Source organism: Photobacterium sanctipauli (genome assembly GCF_003026495.1).
GTDB classification, from domain to species: domain Bacteria; phylum Pseudomonadota; class Gammaproteobacteria; order Enterobacterales; family Vibrionaceae; genus Photobacterium; species Photobacterium sanctipauli.
Genome location: NZ_PYMA01000002.1, coordinates 540483 through 557183 on the forward strand (window position 1 = coordinate 540483; position 16701 = coordinate 557183).

The 16701-nt window shown below is 46.0% G+C and carries 11 protein-coding genes; 8 read left to right on the forward strand and 3 right to left on the reverse strand.

Annotated elements, in window-relative coordinates; translation table 11 throughout:
- The 4 genes from icmH (at window position 1) to C9I98_RS05600 (ending at window position 6751) form a co-directional block, all read left to right on the forward strand.
- Window positions 1-1215, forward strand: coding sequence for a type IVB secretion system protein IcmH/DotU (gene icmH / locus C9I98_RS05585; RefSeq protein ID WP_036818996.1), 1215 nt, complete (start codon window positions 1-3; stop codon window positions 1213-1215).
- Between the two features lie 11 nt (window positions 1216-1226).
- Complete coding sequence (gene tssM, locus C9I98_RS05590) at window positions 1227-4616, forward strand: type VI secretion system membrane subunit TssM (RefSeq protein ID WP_245907092.1); 3390 nt, start codon at window positions 1227-1229, stop codon at window positions 4614-4616.
- An 18-nt stretch (window positions 4617-4634) separates the two neighbouring features.
- Entirely contained in the window at window positions 4635-5483 is an 849-nt protein-coding gene (locus C9I98_RS05595; protein WP_107271686.1) for a protein kinase domain-containing protein, read from the forward strand.
- Window positions 5484-5839: 356 nt separating this feature from the next.
- A complete protein-coding gene (locus C9I98_RS05600) occupies window positions 5840-6751 on the forward strand; it encodes a PEP-CTERM sorting domain-containing protein (RefSeq protein ID WP_036817893.1) in 912 nt (303 codons plus the stop codon).
- 109 nt (window positions 6752-6860) lie between these two features.
- Here C9I98_RS05600 and cra read toward each other — a convergent pair whose 3' ends face one another.
- Entirely contained in the window at window positions 6861-7859 is a 999-nt protein-coding gene (gene cra / locus C9I98_RS05605; protein ID WP_036817892.1) for a catabolite repressor/activator, read from the reverse strand.
- 314 nt (window positions 7860-8173) lie between these two features.
- Between cra and fruB the strand changes: the two genes are divergently transcribed.
- Genes fruB through fruA form a run of 3 tightly spaced genes read left to right on the forward strand, consistent with a single transcriptional unit; the run spans window position 8174 to window position 12009 of the window.
- Entirely contained in the window at window positions 8174-9292 is a 1119-nt protein-coding gene (gene fruB, locus C9I98_RS05610) for a fused PTS fructose transporter subunit IIA/HPr protein (protein ID WP_036817890.1), read from the forward strand.
- Window positions 9293-9297: 5 nt separating this feature from the next.
- The gene (gene pfkB, locus C9I98_RS05615; protein ID WP_420848073.1) at window positions 9298-10239 is read left to right on the forward strand and encodes a 1-phosphofructokinase; all 942 of its coding nucleotides are present in this window, start codon (window positions 9298-9300) and stop codon (window positions 10237-10239) included.
- An 18-nt stretch (window positions 10240-10257) separates the two neighbouring features.
- Window positions 10258-12009 (forward strand): PTS fructose transporter subunit IIBC, encoded by a 1752-nt coding sequence (gene fruA, locus C9I98_RS05620; protein ID WP_107271687.1) that lies wholly within the window; start codon window positions 10258-10260, stop codon window positions 12007-12009.
- A gap of 234 nt (window positions 12010-12243) precedes the next feature.
- On the opposite strand, the gene C9I98_RS05625 is transcribed toward fruA, so the two are convergent.
- Complete coding sequence (locus C9I98_RS05625) at window positions 12244-12951, reverse strand: hypothetical protein (RefSeq protein WP_146153856.1); 708 nt, start codon at window positions 12949-12951, stop codon at window positions 12244-12246.
- Between the two features lie 250 nt (window positions 12952-13201).
- Entirely contained in the window at window positions 13202-14035 is an 834-nt protein-coding gene (gene ppsR, locus C9I98_RS05630) for a posphoenolpyruvate synthetase regulatory kinase/phosphorylase PpsR (protein WP_036828460.1), read from the reverse strand.
- 215 nt (window positions 14036-14250) lie between these two features.
- Here ppsR and ppsA point away from each other — a divergent pair, with 215 nt between their 5' ends.
- Window positions 14251-16620, forward strand: a complete 2370-nt coding sequence (gene ppsA, locus C9I98_RS05635; RefSeq protein WP_036825330.1) for a phosphoenolpyruvate synthase — start codon at window positions 14251-14253, stop codon at window positions 16618-16620.
- The last annotated feature ends 81 nt before the right edge of the window (window positions 16621-16701 follow it).

Here is a 16701-nt window from a genome sequence, read left to right on the forward strand (position 1 = left end):
ATGAGTGATTTGTTTGATGAAGAAACGGTTGCCGTCGCTACGCGAACAGAGGGTAAGCCTGCTGCGGATGGGCAAGCGAGGCAGGGGATCCCCTTATCGCATTCAAGCTTATTAAAAAATAAAGCCCGATATACACTGGCTCAGCAAGCGAGCCAGCCGTTTGAAAATCGACTACTAAATGTAAGCAAGAGACTGCTTTCTTTGTCGGTCACAGTCAAGCGGATGCAGTGCCCAGAGGATTTATTTACCTTTCGTGCCGGTATCAAGCAGGCGATCACCGAGCTGAAATACGATATAGCCAAGCTTGAATACCCACCATCAGTGGCAGATAAAACCTGTTTCTTATTTGCTGCAATGCTAGATGAGCAAATTGTTCACTCGACCTGGGGGGAGGCAGCTGGCTGGGAAAACCAAACGTTAGTCAGCGAGCTTTTTGGCATCAAAAACGGCGGCGAGCAGTTTTACATCGTTGCAGAAAGGGCATTGCTGCAGCCTGTGTTGTTGGTCGATATGCTGGAGCTCATTTATATCTTGCTCAAAGTCGGCTTCAAAGGGCGCTATCGAGTTGAAGGCAGGGAGCAATTCACAACGATTTTAAAGCGCTTGGAAGAAGCGGTTTTTGCAAAGCAGCGGATGTATAAACAATCGGACCGCATCGCTCAGGTATTAGTCGAAATTGAGCAACCATTAAAGCAGCAGAAACCACGAAGGCCGCTGAAAACAGGTCGCTTTGTGCTGCTGTTTGCTTTGCTTACCCTAGGCACGTGGGGAGGATTACAGTACTGGTACCAAAATTCGGCCCCAATAAAGGCCGCCCCGTTTGTCAATTTGACCGACTTTACCGATAGCATCTACCGTGTAGAAAGCAGCCAAGACAACGAATACGTTTATACCAGCATGCCTGCCGATATCAACGCCTCCTTTGCAGCCACACCAGCATCAAAGCCATCGGTGGTAATGCCAACAAATAACCAAAACCAGCCAGCGAGCGGCCAAGTCTGGTTTGTTCAGCTCGCCACTTTTAACACCAGGCAAAATGTCGAAAAATTCCAAGCTCGCTACAGCCAAGCCATTCCCAATACCTCTGTTGATGAGTGGCAGGGTAAGTACCGACTTCTGAGTATTGGCAGCAACAGGGACGCTGCAATTCAAACTCTTGCGACCGCTAATCAACAAGGGATCAAAGATGCCTTCATTTTTAGCGAGAAGCGTTGATAGGTAATGTGATGGGAAAGAGCAAAGCTATTATTATTTCTTGTTTGCTAGCATTAGTCACCGTCGGCTTAACATGCTTGGTGCTATGGCTATTTGATTGGTATACCGTTACGCCTTCATGGCTGCTTGCAGCTCAGGTGATCGCCTTGCTGATGGAAGCTGGGTTGGTTGCTTGGGGGGTATATTATTTGTTGCGCCGGCCAAAGCCTGTAGTAGACGAAGAAAAAATCGTACAGCAGCAACGACTCGCCCAGCTGATCAAAAATCGCTTTGCGGTGATTTGGAAGAAGCAGTTAGCATCGAGTGCCAACCCGTATCATTTACCTTGGTACCTTCACTTAACCAATAACATCGAGCAAGACACCACGTTGCTGCGCCAGCTGGGCTTCGAGATGGTCGAAACAGCGGAAATGCCCTCGGATACTATCTGTCCCGTTCATTTCTGGGCGGCGGAAAATGCCGTGCTAATCGCCATTGATTTAAGCCACCCACAAGCGTTGGTGAACGATAGCATCGACACGTTGTTTGCCTTACTGATGAAAAAGCGTGAGCGACAGGCGCTCAACGGGGTTTTGTGCGCGGTAAATCTAGCAGCCTTGGTGCAAAGCGATGAGCTAACTGCCAATGAGCTAAGCCTTAAGTATCGAAGTTATTTAGCGGACTTTAACCAGCGAACGGGGCTGTCTTTGCCAACCTATTGCTTATTTACCCAGTTGGCAGGGGTTAAAGACTGTTGCGAGATTTTTTCGACACTGAACGAAATCGAACGTGAGCAACCTTTTGGCGCCTTAGTGCCAGCGATACAGGGTAAAGGGTACGATAAAGGCTGGTTTGACGCTTCATTCGATGATTTGTTGCAGCGACTATCAATCACGATGAGCGAGTCTTTGCAGCAGCAACTCAGTGATGAATATCGAGAGTCCTCTGTCTCGGGCATTTTTCAGTTATCGGCACTGCGTTTTGATGTCGAGGATTTCCTTGCTTCTACGTTCAATCATCACCAGTTCGATGATATTTCGTTGCACTTCAGGGGCTACTTTTTCCTCAATGCTGGCGGAGAGAATACCAAGGCTGATTTATTAACGTTTATCAATGCCGCCGAGTTGGGGATGGAGGCGTTAACAGCCAGCCCGAATGTAGAAACAAGCTTGAGCTTGTTCATTAAAAAGCTATTTAGAGACTGTATTGTAAAAGAAGCGGATCTGGTTGGGGTACATCCAACCAAAGAGTGGCGCTATCGCTGTTCACGGGTGGCAATCCTGGGCAGTTTAGCCTTGCTGTTCTGTGGCTTTGGCTTGGTGCTGAAAACCCACTACGACCAGCAACAACAAGTGGATAATCAGGCACTGGCGATGCTGGAAAGGTACAAGCAAAATTTGAGTAACGATGTGATTGTGCCTGACGACCTCTCTTCACCCGTATTTAGTTTATCTGAGTTAAGGGCGATTAATCAGCTCTATCATGGTGAGGAAACGGCTTGGTATGACTTGTCTCATTGGCTGCCTGATTCAAGCATAAAAACCTATGTCAAAACTGCCTACTATCAAGAGTTGAACTCGGTGCTATTGACGATCATGAGGGACTATATATTAAAAGATATGTTCGTCTATAACTCGCTTGATGACAAAGTGAAAACTTTAGAGTTGCTCAACTATCATCAGCTGCTCTACAACCCAGACCGCCATGATGTCAGCTCGCTAATTAACTACTATATTGCCGCGCTGAAAGAAGAAGGGGAAGGGGATGCCGACCTACTCGAACGCTTCGAATTATTGGCAATGGATGTGCTAAACAGCGGGGCTGTACCACCCGAGTCGGACCAAGAACTACTGGCGCTAGTACGCTCATCGCTGTCATTAAATGATATGAGCGAACTGCTGTACCAGCATATTTTGCAGCACCCTAATTTTTCACGCCGGGTCGATTTACGAAAAAAACTATCGCCAGCTTATGAATCAGTCTTCCAGTTTACTGACGATTTCAGCGGTTACTTAGTGCCGTATGTCTTTACTCGTGAAGGCTTTGAAGAGCTCACCAACGAAACTGGCTTGCAGTTGGCCTCAGAGGCAACCCAAGCCTATGAGGGGGTGATGGGGCGGATCAGCGGCGAAGCCGAGATGAACCGGATTAACCGTCAGCTTCGAGAGCGTTACGTAAGCGATTACGTGAAGTTTTGGAAATCGCTAACCGCCAATATACTTTGGGTTGAGGTCAGCACATGGGGTGAAAGTACCATACAGCTTGAAGTTGCGACCGACCCTCTGTATTCACCATTGGTACAGCTTTACCAATTGGTTGATATTCATACCCGCCTTATTGATAACGCGGCGGCAAGCGATAAAGGGGAAACAGACCAAGCTGAGAATCCTAACGCACTGCGTAGCGATACCATTGAGCGTGTGGCTAAATCCATTGCGATACCATTTTCTAATTTGCACCACCTATTGGCTGAAAGTGAAACGGGGCAAAGTAAATTGGCGGTGGCATTGAAGCAGTTAAGGTTATCGCTGGAGTGGATTGAAAGTGCTAAGGAAGCAAGAAGTCGTGGTGAATACTATCTTGAACAGTTAAAGAGTGCTGATACCAGTACCCCCATTGCGTATTTGTACAAGCTTTCCAGCAATTATGATGATCCAATCTTGCCGATTTTAATGCGGGGACAGGCGTTAACTATCAATGAGCTAGCCTTAAGTGCCTCGCGCGGCGCTATCAATCAAGAGTGGGGAGATATTTACCGCTTTTATGACAAGCGTTTTAAAGGCCGCTATCCATTTGATAAGCAGTCGATGTTCGACACGTCTTTGGCTGACTTTGAAGATTTCTTTAAACGTGGTGGGTTATTTGATGGGTTTACCCAGAAGTACAATGATTATTTCGATGCTGGCGGTTTTGGTGAAACGGTTATTCGCGGGTTTATTCCCCATCAAGACATGATTGTATCGAGGGAGTACCGAGCGTTTGAGAAAACAGTTAAGCGGGTACAACAAGGGATCTTTTCGGATGACAAAATCGGCTTTGAGTTTTTGCTAAAAGCGGATCGTATGTCGCCGGCCTTAACCCGATTTTCAATAGAATCTGGCAACAAGCTGTTTGAATACAACAATGGTCCATTGTTATGGCGCAAACAAAGTTGGCCGATTGTGAGCAATCGTATCAATGATATTTCAATTGTGACCACCGATGGTAGCGGTGCTGATACGCGTGAAAAACTTACAGGGGAGTGGGGCTGGTTTAGGGTGGCAGATAAGATGCAGAGTAGTAGCATTGTCGGTACGGAAAGCCTTGCTTGGCAGTACTTGGCTGATAACCATTATGTGGATCTTGTGGTGAAATCTAACGGGCGGGAGCAGCCATTTTCTCCAAGGTTTTTCCAAGGTTTAGCGCTACCTGAAAAGCTTTAAACATGAAGGCTTAGAGTCATGGTTAGAGCAAGCACGCAGAACTTAAGTAAAGCCAGAACAAATAAAGATTGTTCAAGTAAAGTCAGATTAAATAGAGATAGAGCCAGCCAAGACAACGCTTATCCTCCATGGCTCGAAGCCCAGCTACCAGCTGGAGCTCGCTCAGTGATTGGACGGCGTTGCTTGCTTGTTGAATCTGACAAATGTAACAACAATCTTGAAGCTACCCCTGGGCAGCTTCGGGTAAAATACGGCGAAACCTTAGCAGATGCCTATGTGCTTCAGCGGGAAGCGGAGTGGCTGCATCGGCTGCGGCATTTAAACGTCGATATCCCCCAATGCGTAACTTTCTATCGCAATGGAACCCAGTGTGTATTGATAACAAACTATCTTTCTGGCAGCTCTGCATCGGATTGGTTGTTGGCTCATCAAAACTCCCCTAGTTACATTGAACAACTTCGTCCATACATTGAATCTACCTTTGATGCCTTGGACTATTTTCATCAACAAGGATTGGTTCATGGCGATATAAAGCCAGGCAATATCCTCTTTGGTGCTAATGGGCAGGCAACGCTCATCGATTTTTCAAATATGCGGCGGGTTGATCAGCCATGGCAAGAACGCGGTTTTAACCAATATAGCCCCTCATTTCGCTACCCGGAACCTGCTGAAGTTGCAAAATTCGAACATGACTATTTTGCTTTGCTGATCTCGGTTGCAGCGTTATTTAAAATGGAGCGGCTATCTAGCTTTCGCTCGCTAGAATGCTTTGTTGAGTACATTGAAAGCCAATATAAAAGCTGGGGCCTTTATGATAAACATATTAATCATATTGAGTGCTATTTAAACAAAATCAATAATAGCTAATTGAATCTGGTTACTTCTCGCATATATCTATTTACTGGTGTCAGTAAATTTTACATATCAAATTTAGTTTGAAAAAAATTGGCCTTAAAATCATTTTTTTTGTTCATTTTGAAATCAGTTTGAACATGAAAATCAATTGCGCATATCAATAGCCATTTTTTAATTATGAGTAAAGGGAGTACCGAAATTCCATTTGGCTGTTTATTGACCAGTTATTTGTGTTTGATTGTCTGGATTTTTTACATAATACTACTCATTCTGTATTGCCTGTATTTATATTGTTGATATTTAATTGCTTTTTGTTTTGGCACAGTGGTTGCAATATTGAGAACGTGACCAAACAAAAGGAATGACTAATGTTAAAGTCAACGATCAAATCCGGTGCATTACTAACTGCCATTTCTGCAGCCTTATTTAGTGTAAATACATCTGCGGCACCGCTTACAGCCACTATTGATGGTGTATTAATGCCTGGAGAATATTTAGGTGGGGATGCAAACGGCACAAATACATTAACTTGGTACAACGATCATGAGTCTATTTATGATTATGGTACTAATCAAACTAATGATTTGCATTGGGAGATGGGACGGGAAGTCGATGGTGATGCAAACAGTGCTTATTTGTTAAATGTATTTTTTGAAGTACCGGGTCATGCTCGTCGTATGATTTGGGAAAATGGTTGTGATTATGATGAGGGCGATACATTTGATAGTTCTAATTGTACAGAACTTGCAAATGCACTAATGAGTAAAGGGTTAACTGAACCAGAAGTGTTTGATGTATTTGATGCATACGAAGATAACCATCATGGTGATATTAACTTTAGCCACAATACTCAGACAGGAAGTGAATTGTTTGAGCTACAAACTGACGATGATCCTGATGATGCTGATACTATCTTCATGACTCACTGGGATGGTAGTAGTGAAGATCTTGGTAGCAATTATGTTAAGCATGCGACTTCATATGATTGGGTATTAGACAATGGCTGTACAACTACATTTTGTGACGCATGGGAAGTGACTGCTTCAATTGAAGTGCAGTGGTCGTTTAACGATCAATCTGAAGCACAGTCTTTCTTAGCAAACATCGGACAAATGCGCTTGCACCTTTCTGATGAGGCAAGAGGATTACCGATATTAACTAATACCCCAACTCCCCCAGAAGATCCAACACCACCAGTATCAGAACCTGCCACTTTAGGTTTGTTGGGGTTAGGCTTACTAGGTATTCTGCGTATAAGATCGAAGAAAGAACGAGTGTAAAACGAATAACTAATGTTTTTTATTGAATTTAAAACCCTAGATTACTTATAGAGTAATCTAGGGTTTCTGTTTGTTGGTTTATCAATAACAGTCGTATCAGCTCTAAATATCAACGCCTTTTGATCTTCCTCGGCACCACCTCGACCCCTGCACGATACCTTCCAGCGATCGCATTCAGTGTCAACTCCAGTGCGTTATCAGCAATCAGTTCAAATTGCTGGGGCAGGGATTGGATTTTGATTGGCAGAAAATCAAGCAGCCGATTGTCACCAAAGGTCGCAAGTTGGGTTTTGCCCATTAAATCCGGGTTGGCTAATAAGCAATCGAGTATCCCTTCAAACAGGGTATAAGAGGTTGCCAGTATGGCATCTGGCATGGTGCCCTTGTCGATCCAGCTTTGTACCAGTTTCTGGCCTTCTAGTTGGCTGAAGTGCTCACCATTGGCAATGGTGCTGTCGATATGAGTACCTGGGTGGCGTGTACTATGGGCTCGAATGGCCGATAGAAAGCCTTGTTCACGTTCTTTCGATACGCCCAGTTCGGGTACCGCGCCAACTAGTCCAATGCTTTGGATATTTTGGGCAAGTAAGCTTTCTGTTAAAGCAAAAGCACCGTCGAGATCCTCACTGATCACCGAGGCAAATGTTTCATCGTCTAACGCGCGGTCAAGGGCGATAACGGGAACACCGCTGGCCTGAATTTGCTTATAAAAACCATTGTCGGCCGGAAGGGCGCTGGCAACAAGAAGGGCATCGATACGGCGGCCAAGCAGCAATTGCGCCACTTTCATTTCCGTTTCGGGGTTATCGTCAGAACAGGTAATGATGAGTTGGTATCCTGCTTTTCGTACGTTGCTTTCAAGCAACTTGGCAAGCTTTGCATAACTGCTGTTTTCGAGATCGGGAATGATCAAACCGAATGATCGGCTGCTACCGGCCCGTAGCGACGTGGCGGCATGATCTGGACGAAAATTATGTTCATCAACCACAGCCATGACTTTCTGCTGGGTTTTTTCACTGATCCGGTACTGTTTTGCCTTGCCATTAATGACGTAGCTGGCGGTGGTGCGTGATACGCCGGCAAGCTTTGCGATCTCATCTAGTTTCATTCTGACTTCTTGTTGTTAAACCACGTCCTAATCGTGTGGCGGAAAAAACCAATCTGTGCGCTTGATCATATATTCGCAAATGATCTTCCAATGAACAATTGCAATATTAGCTGAAACCATTCAGCATGTCAGCTGAATGGTTTCAGCAAAGAATCAAAAGTTGAAAATTTCTATGCTGAAACCTTTTATTGATGATATTGCTGAATCGATTCAGTATTGCTCGGCATAGGGTTCAGCACGACGTTCAGCATCATCTAGAATGAACACTGGGTAGTACAACCTAGCTACACGACTTATAGAAGCGGAGTGAATCCATGTTGTCATTATCAGCGAATGATATTCAGCTACAGCAAGCTGCAACCGACAAACAAGAAGCCATTAAGGCCATTGCAGCGGGCCTTGAACAGCAGGGGCTAGTCGAGACAGGTTATGTCAACGGCATGCTTAATCGCGAAGCACAAAACTCAACCTTTCTTGGTAACGGTATTGCGATTCCACACGGTACAACGGATACCCGCAGCTTGGTGAAGAAAACTGGCGTTCGAGTGCACCATTTCCCGCAAGGGGTAAGCTGGGGCGACGGTAAAACGGCTTACCTAGCGATTGGTATTGCCGCGAAATCCGATGAGCATTTAGGCATTTTAAAGCAGCTGACCAAAGTGCTTTCGGCTGATGGGGTTGAAGACAAGCTGAAAGCAAGCACAAGTGCCGACGAACTGATTGCCATCTTAAATGGTGAAGCTCAGCTAGAAGCTGATTTCAATGAATCACTGGTTCAGCTGCAATTTCCGGCAACAGATGCCATTCAACTGACCGCTGTCGCTGCTGGCCTGATCAAAAACTACGGTGCAGCCGATACCGAGTGTGTGGCTGATGCCATTGCCAACGGCGCAACCCACCTAGGTCAAGGTTTGTGGTTAGCGAAAAGTGCCAAAGGGGTGACCAAAACGGCATTGGCTTTCGCTACACCGGCACAACCATTTGAAGAGAATGGTTTGCCAGTGAAAGGCTTATTGATGGTAGCGGCTTGCAACGGCTCTCATTTAAGTAACATGAATCATCTAGCACAACTGCTTTATAAGCAGCAGGCGGACAAATTGTTCACGGCTAGTGCCGATCAGGTGGTATCGCTACTAACAGAGGAAGCACTCGAAGGTAGCACTGAGGTCTTTAAGATCCGTAACCCACACGGCTTGCATGCCCGTCCAGGCGCAATGCTGGTGAGTGTAGCGAAGAAATTCGAGTCGGCCATTTTGGTCTCAAACCTCAATGGCGATGGCAAAACTGTGAACGCGAAGAGCTTGATGAAAGTCATTGGCCTTGGTGTGAAGCAAGGTCATGAGCTGCAGTTTACCGCACAGGGCGATGATGCAGAGCAGGCATTAGCGGCCATTGGTGACGCTATTGCTAATGGTTTGGGCGAGGGTAAGTAATGGCCATGAAACCAAAAGTAGTCACGATTACGCTGAATCCGGCGCTCGACTTAACGGGTAGCCTGAATGCACTGAATGTGGGCTCGGTTAGCTTGGTAAACAAGGGCACACTTCATCCAGCAGGTAAAGGTGTGAACGTTGCCAAAGTGTTGGCCGAGCTGGGTGCCGATGTCACGGTAACGGGTTTACTGGGTGCCGATAACCAAGCAGGTTTCTGCCAATTGTTCGAACAAATCGGGGTAAGAGATGCCTTTGTGCGTGTCGCTGGTGCAACCCGCATTAACGTCAAGTTGGTAGAAGAAAGTGGCCAAGTAAGCGACATCAACTTCCCTGGTGTTGTGGTGAATGACAGCGATATTGCCCGCTTTGAGCAAACCTTGTTTGAGCTGGCCGACAGCCATGATGTGTTCGTGATGGCAGGTAGCTTGCCGCAAGGTTTGTCATCACAACAGTGTGCAAAATGGGTGGCAGCACTGCACCAGAAAGGCAAGAAGGTACTGTTTGATAGCAGTAAGGCAGCGTTAACCGCTGGCTTAGAAGCTTCGCCTTGGTTGGTGAAACCGAATGATGAAGAGTTGTCTGATTGGGCGGGAAAAACGCTTAAAACAGATGAAGCACTGATTGAAGCGGCTGAACAGTTAGCAGCCAAAGAGATTGCTAACGTGGTGGTTTCGCTAGGTGCCGAAGGGGTGATGTGGCTAAACAGCGAAGGATGGCTTCGCTCACAGCCACCACAGATGGACGTAGTGAGTACCGTTGGGGCAGGGGATACCCTTGTCGCCGGGATGTGTTGGGGTGAACTCAACCAATGGAATAAGCAAGAGACACTGGGTTTTGCCACCGCACTTTCAGCCTTGGCGGTAAGTCAAGTAGGGGTTGGTGTAGAGAGCATCGATACCGTGTTGAAAGTCAAAGAAAGTGTCCAGATCACAAGCGTGAAGAACTAAAGGTTAGAGGGTAGAAAAATGAAAATTGCCGTTATTACCGCATGCCCAAGTGGTATTGCAAACAGCATTATTGCTGCTGGGCTGATTGAAAAAGCGGCTGCTGAGCTGAAATGGTCAGCAGATATCGAATGTCAGTCAAATGTAGTGCCAGTAAAACCGCTGTCAGAAGACACGATTAATGCTGCTGATTGCATTATTATTGCAGCAAGCACAGCCGTTGATACACACCGCTTTAAAGGTAAAAAAGTTTTCCAAGCAGGTATTGATGCTTGCCTAGCCGATCCTAAAGCCTTCTTGCAACAAGCGACAGCGCAAGCTGAAACACTGACGGAAGTGACAAGTGTGGTTACAGCAGTAGGTGCTGAGCAGGATGCTGGTGGTGTTAAGAAGATTGTTGCGATCACCGCTTGCCCAACTGGTGTTGCCCATACTTTCATGGCCGCAGAAGCAATCGAAGACGAAGCCAAGCGTCAGGGCATCGATGCTAAGGTCGAAACACGTGGCTCGGTAGGTGCTAAAAACCAGCTTACAGCTGAAGAAATTGCCGCTGCTGACCTGGTGATCATTGCTGCTGATATCGAAGTTGATCTATCCCGCTTCGACGGTAAAAAGCTATATAAAACCAGTACTGGCTTAGCACTGAAGAAAACCACTGAAGAGTTTGATAAAGCCTTTAGCTCAGCTACTGTGTATCAGCATCAGGCTGGTTCATCGGCTCAAACCGAGCAGAAGCAAGAGAAAACGGGCGCCTACAAACACTTGATGACAGGTGTTTCTCATATGTTGCCACTGGTTGTTGCGGGTGGTTTGTCGATTGCGTTGTCTTTTGTTTTCGGTATCAAGGCGTTTGAACAAGAAGGCACCTTGGCTGCAGCACTGATGACCATAGGTGGTGGTTCGGCATTTGCCCTTATGGTTCCTGTGCTTGCAGGCTTCATCGCGTTTTCGATTGCCGACCGTCCAGGTCTAGCACCGGGTTTGATTGGCGGCATGCTCGCTAGCTCAACTGGCGCGGGCTTCTTGGGTGGTATCGTGGCGGGTTTCTTGGCTGGTTACAGTGCCAAGTTGGTTGCCGATAAGGTGAATTTGCCACAATCGATGGAAGCGTTGAAACCAATCCTGATCATTCCATTGGTATCGAGCCTGATCACCGGTTTGATCATGATTTACGTTGTTGGTGGCCCAGTTTCGGCGGCAATGACGGGCTTGACTGAGTTCTTGAATAACATGGGTTCCGCAAACGCAGTACTACTGGGTATTATCCTGGGTTGTATGATGTGTTTTGACCTCGGTGGCCCGGTAAACAAAGCGGCATATACTTTTGGTGTTGGCCTGCTTGCATCACAAACTTACGCGCCGATGGCAGCCGTGATGGCGGCGGGTATGGTACCAGCGTTGGGCATGGGCTTGGCGACCTTCTTGGCGAAGCGTAAGTTTAATGCGAGCGAAGCGGAAGCCGGTAAAGCCTCTTTTGTTCTTGGCCTGTGCTTCATTTCAGAAGGTGCGATTCCATTTGCTGCCCGCGATCCAATGCGTGTTATCCCTGCATGTATGGCGGGTGGTGCATTAACGGGCGCATTATCAATGCTATTTGGCGCAAAACTGATGGCACCACATGGCGGTTTGTTTGTACTCTTCATTCCAAATGCGATTACGCCGGTATTGATGTACTTGGTTGCAATTGCGGCTGGTACTATTGTGACGGGTGTGACTTACGCTTTCTTAAAAAAATCCGATGAAGAGCAGTTAGTTGCGGCATCTGCTAAATAAAAGAAAGCCCCGATATTATCAATATCGGGGCTTTTGCCACCGCTGCCTACAATCTGGTGCGTTTACCCTTAAAGTCATATTCATGACTAATCCAGTGATTCTCTCCCCCTAAATTGTACAAAGTACAAAGCGCAAACACTGGCTGACAAACACTATTATTATTCGTAGGCTTTCCTTGCGTTAATGTTAAAGCACAAAAGTTTATAGTTTTTATTTTTCCCAACACTTATTGTTTTATTTATAGTTATTATCTGCTTCTGCTGCTAACAACAGATCTTTCCCATCGATAATCAATAGATATGCTTTCCCTACATCTAAACCTAATACACAAGCATTAGTTTGGTTGGTTAGACCAAATCCCATTGTGAGAATGTCGCTACAACTATCCAAAATGATTTGGTTAGAAAATGTACCTTTCTCTAATGTGACTTGTGATGTACTAGAAAAACGTCTTAATTCAATTTCAGTATCATTGGTGCTAAATATCTGAATTGAATATTTATCTTCAATGGGCTGCACTTGCTCTAACGCTGTAGAAACAGTGAGGTCGGTATCATTTAACCAGCCTATGGCCCAAAGCTTTTGTTTATTATTTAATGTTATTTCTGTGGTTTGGCTTTGTATCGATTGTGAGTTGGTATCTTGAATACCAATATCAATTACCATTGGTGATGCAGATGTCCAACTAATGGCATGATATTTATTTTCATTATTTATATTTGTCGCAACATTATTACCTTCGTCAAACAATTGAGCATTGTCAGATGACTCCTTAATAAAGAAATCAATAGGCTCATTCGCAACATTCACTAAATCGATACCAATTTTTTTTACACCGATCTCGTCCATTGAATTAATAGTTGGTTCTGAACTGCTTGAGTCGCCTCCTCCGCATGCAAATAGCATCATTGAGGCAATAATTGTTAGCGCTGGCCTAATCATTTAGGAACCTCGTTATAATAATTTCTGAAGCTCAAATTAAGCATATTGCAAGAATTGATATTTTTTTGACGAATAATAGGGAGAAAAATAAGAAATTAATAAGTGACTGAAAAGTTAGATTTTTATTGCTCTTATATATGAGAATATTATCTGAGACAGTGAAATTGATGATCAGCCAAGTAAAAAAAAGGTCATGCTATTGAAATTAATCAGCCAGCAAAGTGCTGGCTGATACATGAAGGGCTTGCTATCAGCACATTCTGCGTTTTAGTCCGCTCATATCCAGCAAACGGGTAGAGATTTCTTCTACCGATAATGACGTCGTGTTGAGGTAAGGGATGGCCTCGCGACGGAACATGGATTCAACCTTGTTTAACTCTTCAACACATTGCTGCTCACTGGCGTACTCACTATTGGCATAGCGCTCATGGCGGATGGTAACCAAGCGTTCAGGTTCAATCGTCAATCCATAGGTTTTGTAGCGATAAGGTTCGATGGCTTTCGGTAGCTTTAGGGTTGCCATGTCTTCGGCAATGAAGGGATAGTTGACGGCACGAATACCAAATTGCATCGCTAAATACAGGCTGGTGGGTGTTTTACCGCAGCGTGAGACGCCAAGCAAAATGATGTCGGCTTGTTCAAGGTTGTTAAGCGAGATGCCATCATCGTGCGCCAATGTGTATTCAATCGCCGCAATACGGTCATGATAACTGGCGGAGTCTTTATCGATACTGTGTGAGCGCTGTAGCTGTGGTTGTGGCTCAAGTTGCAGGTCATTTTTCAACGGCTCGACAAGCAAATTCAGTACATCGTAAAAGTTCGCCTGGGCGCTGTTGATGATCTCTTTAACTTCAGGGATCACGATGGAGTAGAACACTAACGGCTTTTCCCCAGTCTTTTCATAGGCACGATCAATTTGCGATTTCACTAAATTGGCACGTTCAATGCTTTCAACAAAAGGCAGGGTGGTTTGTTGAATTTCTATGTCAAATTGACCAAGCACAGCATGGCCAAGTGTTTCAGAAGTTATCGCTGTACCGTCAGAAACGTAGAACACATCACGAAAATTGGCATTTGTTTGCATAAAAAGTTGAACCTTTAAAATCTTTTTGTAACGCTAAGCGCATTAATACTTATAACAATAACTGAACAGGGTGGCTATGCTTTATTCACAAATATTGCTATAGCTTGATGTTGATAGGGTTTTTGAGGGCTAGCCACTTTTTTTGAGTGTGTTAGCAAACGATTGCCCATTGGCTTGCCCATTAATAACTGTGAATCCAATAAAGGAGAATCGCCGTGCAACAGAATGTTGTTTGGTACGATGCTTTGTCAATGAATGACGTTGATAAAGTGGGTGGAAAGAATGCATCACTGGGGGAGATGGTAGCAAATCTGGCTGGCGCTGGGGTGAAGGTGCCTAATGGTTACGCTACAACATCGTATGCATTTAATCAGTTTTTAAAAGCAAACTCGCTAAGCGAGCGCATTTATGCACTGCTTGAAACGTTGGATGTGGAGGACGTTAATGCACTGCAACAAGCTGGGAACACTATCCGGAATTGGATTCTAGAGGCACCTCTGCCGAAGGATCTTGAACAAGACATTCGCGAATGCTACCAAGAGCTGGGCGAAGGGGACGATATGCTGTCGGTGGCGGTTCGTTCGTCGGCTACAGCAGAAGACCTACCTGATGCTTCATTTGCTGGTCAGCAAGAAACTTTCCTGAATGTACGTGGTATCGATGCGGTTATCGAAGCGGTGAAGCATGTATTTGCGTCATTGTTTAACGACCGTGCTATCTCATACCGTGTTCACCAAGGCTTCGACCATGAAGGTGTGGCACTGTCGGCGGGTATCCAGCGTATGGTTCGCTCAGACAAGGCGTCTTCAGGTGTGATGTTTACCCTTGATACCGAGTCTGGTTTCGACCAGGTGGTATTTATCACATCGTCTTGGGGCTTGGGTGAAATGGTGGTACAAGGTGCCGTTAACCCTGATGAGTTTTATGTACACAAGCCAATGCTGCAAGCGGGTAACCCTGCGGTTGTGCGCCGTACCATTGGTTCTAAGCTAATCAAGATGGTTTATGCCGAAGGCAAAGAGCTGGGTACGCAGGTGGAAGTGCTAGATACTTCAGCCGAAGAACGCCAACAGTTCTCGCTAACGGATGACGAGATCGAATCACTTGCCAAGCAAGCGTTGATTATCGAAAAGCACTATGGTCGCCCGATGGATATCGAGTGGGCGAAAGACGGTATCACCGGTGAGCTATTCATCGTACAGGCACGCCCTGAAACCGTTCGTTCTCGCGACGATGCCAATGTGATGGAGCGATTCCACCTAAACGGCTCTGGTCAGGCGATTATTGAAGGCCGTGCTATCGGCCAGCGTATCGGTACCGGTGTGGTGCGTGTGGTATCTGACTTGAGCCAGATGGATCAGGTTCAGAACGGTGACGTGCTGGTTGCAGACATGACCGACCCTGATTGGGAGCCGGTAATGAAGAAAGCGGCGGCTATTGTCACTAACCGTGGTGGACGTACGTGTCATGCGGCGATTATTGCCCGTGAGCTAGGCATTCCGGCTGTGGTTGGTTGTGGTAACGCTACCGACCTGCTGAAAACCGGCCAAGAAGTGACGGTTTCATGTGCCCAAGGCGAGACCGGATATATCTACGAAGGCCAGCTTGATTTTGAAGTTCGCCGCTCTGCCGTTGATGATCTACCAAGCCTACCGCTGAAAGTCATGATGAATGTGGGTAACCCAGACCGCGCATTCGACTTTGCTTGTATTCCAAACGAAGGCGTCGGCCTTGCTCGCTTGGAGTTCATCATCAACAAGATGATCGGCATTCACCCGAAAGCCTTGCTGAACTACGATCAGCAGTCTGACGAACTGAAAGCAGAAATTGACCAGCGCATTATTGGCTATAGTGATCCGGTTGAGTTCTACATCGAGAAACTGACTGAGGGGATCTCGACGTTGGCCTCAGCCTTCTGGCCTAAGCGTGTCATTGTTCGCATGTCAGATTTCAAATCGAACGAATACCGTAACCTGATTGGCGGTGTCAACTTCGAACCAACGGAAGAAAACCCAATGCTTGGCTTCCGTGGGGCGTCTCGTTACATCTCTCCTCAGTTCCAAGATTGCTTTGCGCTAGAGTGTGAAGCTATCAAGCGTGTTCGTGAGCGTATGGGGCTGAAAAACGTTGAAATCATGATCCCGTTTGTACGTACGGTGAGCGAAGCGGCTTCGGTTATCGACCTGCTTGCTAAGTTCGACCTACGTCGAGGCGAGAAGGGCTTGAAGGTGATCATGATGTGCGAGCTGCCATCTAACGCGATTCTGGCTGAAGAGTTCCTCAAGTATTTTGACGGTTTCTCGATTGGTTCGAACGACATGACCCAGCTGACTCTTGGTCTTGACCGCGACTCTGGCGAAATTGCCCATATGTTCGATGAGCGTAACGATGCCGTGAAAGCCATGCTTTCTATGGCTATCAAGGCGGCAAACCAAGCGGGTAAATACGTGGGTATTTGTGGCCAGGGCCCATCGGATCACGATGATTTAGCCGATTGGTTGATGGAGCAGGGCATTGACTCTGTCTCGCTAAACCCAGATACCGTGGTAGAAACCTGGCTACACTTGGGTAACAAAAGCAGTTAGTCACCAAGGTTGCTAACCATTATTCGTGATTGAGATTACGATTAGATAAAAGCTCGCAGTTTGACTGCGAGCTTTTTTGTT

Coding starts and splice junctions, on each gene's coding strand:
- icmH (WP_036818996.1), top strand. CDS start 1: ATGAGTGATTTGTTTGATGAAGAAACGGTTGCCGTCGCTACGCGAACA.
- tssM (WP_245907092.1), top strand. CDS start 1,227: ATGGGAAAGAGCAAAGCTATTATTATTTCTTGTTTGCTAGCATTAGTC.
- C9I98_RS05595 (WP_107271686.1), top strand. CDS start 4,635: ATGGTTAGAGCAAGCACGCAGAACTTAAGTAAAGCCAGAACAAATAAA.
- C9I98_RS05600 (WP_036817893.1), top strand. CDS start 5,840: ATGTTAAAGTCAACGATCAAATCCGGTGCATTACTAACTGCCATTTCT.
- cra (WP_036817892.1), bottom strand. CDS start 7,859: ATGAAACTAGATGAGATCGCAAAGCTTGCCGGCGTATCACGCACCACC.
- fruB (WP_036817890.1), top strand. CDS start 8,174: ATGTTGTCATTATCAGCGAATGATATTCAGCTACAGCAAGCTGCAACC.
- pfkB (WP_420848073.1), top strand. CDS start 9,298: ATGAAACCAAAAGTAGTCACGATTACGCTGAATCCGGCGCTCGACTTA.
- fruA (WP_107271687.1), top strand. CDS start 10,258: ATGAAAATTGCCGTTATTACCGCATGCCCAAGTGGTATTGCAAACAGC.
- C9I98_RS05625 (WP_146153856.1), bottom strand. CDS start 12,951: ATGATTAGGCCAGCGCTAACAATTATTGCCTCAATGATGCTATTTGCA.
- ppsR (WP_036828460.1), bottom strand. CDS start 14,035: ATGCAAACAAATGCCAATTTTCGTGATGTGTTCTACGTTTCTGACGGT.